This window comes from Bartonella sp. MU70NMGDW, assembly GCF_042194085.1.
In the GTDB taxonomy this organism is placed as follows: domain Bacteria; phylum Pseudomonadota; class Alphaproteobacteria; order Rhizobiales; family Rhizobiaceae; genus Bartonella; species Bartonella grahamii.
Window position 1 is genome coordinate 1 of sequence record NZ_JBHIMK010000172.1, and the last position, 2,610, is coordinate 2,610.

General features: G+C 39.0%; 1 pseudogene. It reads left to right on the forward strand.

The window, feature by feature from the left end:
- Nucleotides 1-1,000 precede the first annotated feature (1,000 nt).
- Nucleotides 1,001-2,610 (forward strand): annotated as a pseudogene (locus tag ACFIKE_RS09275) (hypothetical protein); the annotation flags it as partial.

Consider the following 2,610-nt stretch of genomic DNA (forward strand, 5'->3'; position numbering starts at 1 on the left):
AAACTGAAAAGCACATCTAGAAACGTCATAAGATACGAATGAACAGCCTTTTTAAAAAATAAAACTTTTTTGATTTTCTGCTGTATAACCAAGTTTGGAATGTGAAAATCTCACGATCTTCGAGTCTTTTATTCAACCTGAAAAACGAGAAGCTATCATTATAAATCAATATATTGTTCTGATTAAAAATAAAGCAGTTCATAAAAAGAACGACGGGTAGCAATACCAACAAAATTGATTCAAAAAGAAGCTAACATAGTGTCATTCCTGAAATATTTGTTGGTTGAGGGAAAAGATACTGACAACAGTGAAAATACAATGACGATGTTTTGTTCCTATAGAAGGGTAACAGACATATACGCGAGAAGAACGAAAGATCATTTATAGCACTTTTGTCTTTTTATGAAGAGGACAAGATGAGCACGTTGGAACTTTTTACAGAGCGTGCATCATTATATTAAGAAAGATTTCTTTCAAAGGTATGCATTATACATTGAAACAGATTATCTCGCAACAAAGAGTGAGATTATCATGATAATCGTTATCTATTACATTGTGCTATAAGTTAAAAAAATCATAAATTTGTGTTTATAAGAACAGCTATTTTATTGAGAAGTATTTTTACAAATTTATAAAAAATTATTTTTTACACTCTTGCCATTTTGCTGATGCGCTTTATTTGAAAAGTAGAATTGCTCTTTAGTGAAACTATTTTGTTAAGAGATAAACCGCAGTATTTTTAAATGGAGATTACGGTATATTTTCAAAGTCTTGTGTTTTTATTTATTTTTTAGCTTGAATCCCTCTAGCTAAAAGGGTTGGGGACTTTTCTAGATTTGATGTTGTTACAGAGATTTTAGGGCGATGCCGTAAAGATAGCGGTATCGTAGGGGGAGGGTTTTGTCTTGATTCATTGGTTTTTGAAGTGCGCAAACAAGGGTTTTGCCGTGTGTGTTTTCGCACATTGTAATGATGTTGAACTCTGTTGGAGGAGGTTCTTATGAAAAAAAAATATTCCACACCAAATTTAATTAAAGTTGTCTCTCTTAGTACGGTAATGGCTACACTCTTATCGAGTGTTTCGCCGGTTTTTGCTGCCAACTTTGCATTCACAGGAGGGACTAATTTAAGTACAAGTGGTGGTGGCGTTTCATATGCACACGGTAGTCATGGTAGTGTTGTGTTGGCTGGTGATGATAATTACTGTGGTGCAGACAATGTCATTGGTCGTGGTGGCAAACAACAGGCGAATGCTACTGATATTATAACTTCAGCAGAGCAATATAACAGATTTATCAATGGTTACACTGGGAAAAACGGTCGTAATGCTTATGGCGCGACCACTGAAAAGGTTACTTGGCAGGGTGATGGGATTCTGACCAACAATGCTACTTATATGGGACCAGCCGGCTCTGGAGGGACTCTAAATGCTATGCCTGAGGCTTATGGTGTTTATTCTTTTGCTACCGGTTGTGGATCTGCTGCAACGGGTAATTATTCAACAGTATTTGGTGCAGGAGCGACAGCAAAGGCAGGGGGGGCACAAGCTTTTGGTGTTTCCGCGCTTGCAGCTGGAAAAGCAAGTGTTGCTATGGGTGTGGGATCAGAAGCATCGGGGGAATCTACGGTTGCTATTGGTGGGCTTGCAACTGCATTAGGTAAAAATAGCGTTGCTATGGGGACAAAGGCAAGGGCAGAAAAGAATTATGCGATTGCTATAGGCTCAGAGGCTGAAGCTCAAGCTTCAGGTTCTATTGCAATAGGGAGCAGACTTTCTGATAGAACTGAGGCCGCTAATCCTGAAAGAAGAGTAATAGCGAAAGCTGAAAATGCGATTGCTATAGGTACGCATACCTATGCTGAAGCGGAAGATTCTGTTGCTATTGGTGCAAATGCACAAGTAACGGTTTATGATGGTGTTGCTATAGGTGGGGGCTCTCTCTCTGATAGAGCTAAGGGGATTGTTGGTTATGACCCTTATCTGAATGGTAATTCGACAGAAGACGGTATAGCATGGAAAAGCACTGCAGGAGCTTTTAGTGTTGGTGAAGTTGGTGGCAGGGATAACGGTAAACTAACACGACAAATTACAGGAGTTGCAGCTGGTTCTCAAGACACTGATGCCGTCAACGTTGCACAATTGAGAGCTATGAGAGATGTTATAGCAGGAGGAGGGGGCTGGAAACTTTCTGCTAATGATGGAAATCCTACAGATGTTACTTCAGGCAATATAGTAGATTTTTCAGTGAAAAATAACAACGGAGTGGGAAAAGATAACTTAAAGATAGAAAAAGATAGTGCAAATAATAAGCATAACATCAAACTTGCTTTGAGTGATACTTTTAATCTGACCAGCGTTACTACAGGGAATGCATTTATGAGTGATGATGGCTTTGTGTTTACTGATGGTAAAGGACCAGCTATAACTATAGACGGTATTGATGCTGGCAATCAACAGATTACGAGAGTAGCAGACGCAACTGAAGATGACCAAGCAGTGACTTATAGACAGCTGAAAGATATAGAAAAGGCAACCAAAACGAGTTGGCAGCTTTCTGTTAATGGTGGAGATGCTACAGCTATTGGACCAAATGGCACAGTAAATTTCCA